Origin of the sequence: Holospora obtusa F1 (genome assembly GCF_000469665.2) — a bacterium.
Classification (GTDB): domain Bacteria; phylum Pseudomonadota; class Alphaproteobacteria; order Holosporales; family Holosporaceae; genus Holospora; species Holospora obtusa.
Genome location: NZ_AWTR02000041.1, coordinates 1 through 5,063, shown reverse-complemented (window position 1 = coordinate 5,063; position 5,063 = coordinate 1). Strand labels below are relative to the sequence as shown.

Genomic DNA, 5,063 nt, shown 5'->3' with positions numbered 1-5,063 from the left:
TTTTGACTTATCAAATAGTCGCTATAAATATCAAGAAGATCCAGTTTCATTTTTTGTCCTTAAAAACTTACAGACGAAAAATATGATTATTTCAAGCAAAAATCAACTATTGCTGCGTAACATTAGTTATTTATAAACGCCAAAACGAGATAGAGGGTATCTTCACAAGACTCAAAACGTTCTGTAGCATCTTTTTAAGGTTCGAAAAACTTGAATCTTTTGTTTTCTGCCTTTGTTCATAGTGCTCTGATCATGGAGATGATCAAACAGTGTCAACACGCTCTAAGTGTTTTTAAAACTTAAGGGATCATGAGATAAATGACGTGAGATCCCTTGGTTTTTAAAGAATTAAAATTTTGAGCCCATTAAAAACATTAAAAAAAATTAATGTTAATTTCCGTCCTTTTCACGGAGTCCAAAAGTCTGGATTAATTTTTCTTTAAATTCTGCTCTAACAGCATAATCTATTCCTGGATGATCTAAAACCTTTTTCCTCTGATCTTCTTCACGTATTCTTTCCAAAATATTTGCACGATCTTCTGAGGTCAGCTGTTTTGACATAAGCTTTTCCATCAAAAAATTTCCCATTATTCTAGTATTTGATTTTTGAATTCTACTGACCAAGTCTGCTGGACTGTCCGTGTTTTCTATATTTTTGAAGCAATTCATTTGACTTAAACAACAGTGTACAAGAAGCTCATTTTTTGAATACACGATAGGACACAAAACACGTAATTCTAACTCTCCCCATCCATTTTTCGCTATAGTTTTATCAAGTTTAGAGAATATTTCAGATTTTTCTAATCTATGTATCAAATAGTGTACGGTTTCAATTTTATTAGAGCTTTTATCTTCAATCAAGTACTCGCTTAAAAGTTTTTCGCAATTAATTCCATCATAGTCAATAGTATCAATAATCGTTTTTACGTCTTCGGTCAACGGGGATTCGAGTGCAATAGCAAATGTGTCATAAATTTCGGCACTATTTTTTTCATGAAACGGCGTTTTTGCTTGTGTTGCTAAAATTTTTTCAAATATGTGTTTCACGGTATCTTTGTCAGTTACCTCAGACTGAATCCATTCTTTATTTGGAAGTTTTGTAACCAAAAGCTTGCATGCTTCAAGATTATTTCCTTTAATAAACGCCTTGCACTGATCAAGGTCTGAGATAAAACGCCAAAAATTAAGTTTTGATATTTTTTTAACAATTGCTCCATTCTTTGCACATATTAATTGATCAAGTAACAGATTAGCGCTTTTTTGAAAAAGCTTAATATCTTCTTCTCTTTTTGTGCCCACTTTTGTATTAAAAGATTGATTCATTTTTGTGTCAAAATCCAACTTGTTCAAAAAGTACTCCACAGTTTCGTCTTTGTTTGAAAACATCAAGTGTTCAAGCATTTGGTTGAAGTGTTTTTTTAAAAATGCTGAAGTAACTGTCGGGTCTTCATTAAGTTGATCCAGCATTTTTTTTGCATAGACAAAATCTGAATGAGCCAGCATACTTAATGCAATTAAAATTTTTTCTTCATGAGATTTTGGAGGTGCATACCCATATTTATTTTGAAAATCTTCGTCCTCATAAAAGTTTTTAAAGCTCCCTCCCCCTTGATCTAAGAAAAGAGACACCACAATCGTTGTGTCTGCGTCTTTAAATTGAGTATCTTTTAAATAGTCTAATTTTTTTACACAAAGATTCCATATTGTTGGTATCTCGGTATTTGAAATTTGTATTCGTGATAATAATTGTTCTGCAAATTTTTTATTTTTGAAATACTTAAAATTTTCTAATAAACCTTCAACGTATTTTCTATGAAACATTGTGCCAACGAAACAACGATTTAAATCGATGCCATCCAAAAGCAATTCTAACGATGGATTCCAAGACAATAAATTGCTCCAAAAATATGGATAAGAATCATCAAAAACACTTATGTCCAATTTTTCTTTTTGAATTCTTTCTTTCCAATTTGACAATTTAAGAACTTCTTTTGTTATACTTGAAGAGTTTTTACTTTTTAAGAAATTTAACATGTCAGAAAGAGACAATTTTAAAAAATCGTCCCCCCAAGTGATCGATTTGAAAAGCATTTCAGAAAAAATAGGACTTGTACTTTGAACCATAATAGCACGCATAATCTTATGCGACCTTTTACATGTGGGGTCAAAATTTTTATATTCGTTCCATTTGATATTTTTGATACAATGTTCTGCTAATGCAAAATGATTATCCTTAGACAAAACTGTCCTCACCAAATTCCCGACATCATCCCCATCTGTTTTTATAGAGCTCAAATCTAAATGACTTATAACAATTTTTGCTACATCTAGATTATTTTCATTTGACAGTATCATTGAAACAAACGCAGAACCGTTATTTTGTTCAAAAAAATATTTTAAATTTTTTCTTAATACCTTTGTAAACTCTGTATCTTGAAATACGTTTTTAATAGCCTCAATATCAAAATTGACTCGTAATAGAAGCTGTAGCGCACACTCAAAACTTAAATCTGCTCTAAGTTCAGGATAAGTTATGTAACGCTCATTTCTATATTCAAAACAAGGATGTTTTAGCATTTTTTGTGCAAAACAAAAACTTTCTTCATCCATAATCTCCAAGCCTTTAAGCTGCTTAACGATCTTAGATAAATTTTCGTTGCTTGACTCAAAATTAATCTTTAGCTTTTGTTGAACAGGACATTGTTGATGTTCCTTCCCGGAAAAGCTTTTACTTCCTAACGAAAAAAAATACATTAAAGATAAAAAAATAATTCTTTTTTTCATGATACCTTATGCTCGAGCGTTTCTAAAAATTATATTAATAAAAAAACACAAAATGTCAATGTTTTTTTAATTGTAGTGAACGAAATAAATACTTTCGTACAAGGTTAGGTATATAGATGTATTGATCAAAAAAATGCGTAACTAATAAAATCGAAACGCATTAAAATTTTTTATAAAAAGATAGAATACAAAAGCACAATACTTCATGACAACTTTTATGTTTAAGCGCAATGCTTCTTACTGTGAGTCTGTTTTAAAACGCAAAAAAGCGATATAATGAGGATATACAGTTCAAAAAACATGCTGAATATCAAAGATGCATTGCGGCTCCTTGTTAATTCACCTTTTATCCCTAAAAAATTCGATGCACCAATAGGTCGCATTGATACTTTTTTCAACAGGATCTATTTTACATTTCCTTGTCTGTAGCTTCGAGTTTATTTTTTATCCTTACAACAAAAAATTTATAACATCGCTTTTTCCTGTTTACTAGAAAAAAAAAATAAGTTAGAATGCTCCTCAGGTATGGGAGATAGTTTAGCGGTAGAACTCTCGGCTCTGGACCGAGCAACCTTGGTTCGAATCCAAGTCTCCCAGTTTAATATACGATGAACTTTAATATTAGATATTATCTTCCAAAAACGTTTTTGATTCGATCCTTTTTTATTATTTTTATTCCACTTTTATGGATGTTTATTGCGTCAGGAACTATTTTTTTGCAACGTCATTGGAAATATGTTGCAAGATCTATATGTGAGAATATTGCGCGTAATGTTAAATTTTTATGTACATTGGACGAGAAAAATGTATTATCTTGGAAAGTCATTCAAAAAATGGGGAAAGATTTTTTTCATATAAGGTTAGAAAAAATTCCCCAAATTGATTCAACTCTTCTTTACCAAACTCAAACAGATAGTCAATCTATCTTTTTGCATGAAGCTTTAAAAGAGCTTTTTCCTTTAGGGGTGTGCATTTATCGGACTCATTCAACGATTTCCGTCTGGATTAAAACAAATAAAAACGCTTACGTATTCTATACTCCGACTCAAAGATTAGGATATAGAACGTTACGATTATGCGGAATTTGGGCTTCTATATCTTCTGCTTTATTCTTAGTGATAGCTGTAGTTATGATGCGCCAACAAATTCGTCCGCTTAGGCGATTATCCGAATGGTTTCGACACATTACTCCTGATCACATTCCAGAACTTCCCCGTATTGAGGGAGCTCGGGAAATTCGTAGAATTGGTCTTGGTTTACGTAGAATGGTTCAGCATCTGCAATATGAATTTGAACAACGTCATCAATTTTTACTAGATTTATCGCATGATTTGCGTACTCCTCTTGCTCGAATTAAGCTTCAGTGTCAGTTTTTACCTCCTTGCCAAGACGTAACAGCTCTTCAAGAAGATGTTAATCACATGATTCGTATGGTGCATCAGTACTTAGAATTCACAACATGCAAAGAGTGTTATAAAGAAAAAATTAATTTTCAAGATATTGTTTTGATATTAAAACAAAAAAATATCTCTTTTCGAGAAATTCAATGGAATTTAGAAAAAAATTTTTTTTATACTATGAACGGAAACAGTTCAGATCTCCAAAGATGCGTTCAAAACATTTTGGATAACGCGATAAAGTATGCAAGACTGAAAGTGTGTGTGTCGTTATTTTCTGAAAAAAGTAAAATAGTTTTGTGCATTCAAGATGATGGGCCAGGAATTCCAGAGTCTATAAAAATAGATATTTTTAAGCCTTTTTTTAAAGGTGACAAAAGTCGAACAGCTCAAGATATAGGAAGCACGGGATTGGGTCTAGCCATTGCACGACGTATTTTAGAAGAACATCAAGGAGAAATTTTGGTTTTGTACGAACAGTGTATTTCGAAAAAAATGTTACCAGGAGCACACATTCATATTGTGCTTCCGTTAGATATGCAGTTGAACAATAAGGAAAATTGCCTGTAGTTCATTCCATTAAGATCGAGAGGATAGATTTTTATATATTTTGTAACCCCTTATTTCTCAACGCAGTGTTCAAATCTTTTTAGGTGGTTGCGCAAGCATGGATCTCTGATTAAATAGATGTTATCAAAATTTTTATTGATCACAGGCATCTATGCTCTTAGAGAATTTTATCATTCATATTTATCTAATTGATGTTACGCAGCAATAGTTGATTTCTGCTTGAAATAATCATATTTTTCGTCCGTAAGTTTTTAAGGACAAAAAATGAAACTGGATCTTCTTGATATGTATAGCGACTATTTGATAAGTCAA

At 31.7% G+C, this 5,063-nt stretch carries 2 protein-coding genes and 1 tRNA gene; 2 read left to right on the top strand and 1 reads right to left on the bottom strand.

The annotated features are described in order from the left end of the window. Window positions 1-390 precede the first annotated feature (390 nt). Window positions 391-2,784: a hypothetical protein gene (locus P618_RS01595; RefSeq protein WP_021827233.1), complete on the bottom strand. Its 2,394-nt coding sequence runs from the start codon at window positions 2,782-2,784 to the stop codon at window positions 391-393. Window positions 2,785-3,310: 526 nt separating this feature from the next. On the opposite strand from P618_RS01595, the gene P618_RS01590 reads away from it, so the two are divergent. Next, window positions 3,311-3,381 (top strand) — tRNA-Gln (locus P618_RS01590). A gap of 11 nt (window positions 3,382-3,392) precedes the next feature. Next, on the top strand, window positions 3,393-4,751 hold the full coding sequence (locus P618_RS01585) for a sensor histidine kinase (protein WP_084024552.1): 1,359 nt from the start codon (window positions 3,393-3,395) through the stop codon (window positions 4,749-4,751). Window positions 4,752-5,063 lie beyond the last annotated feature (312 nt).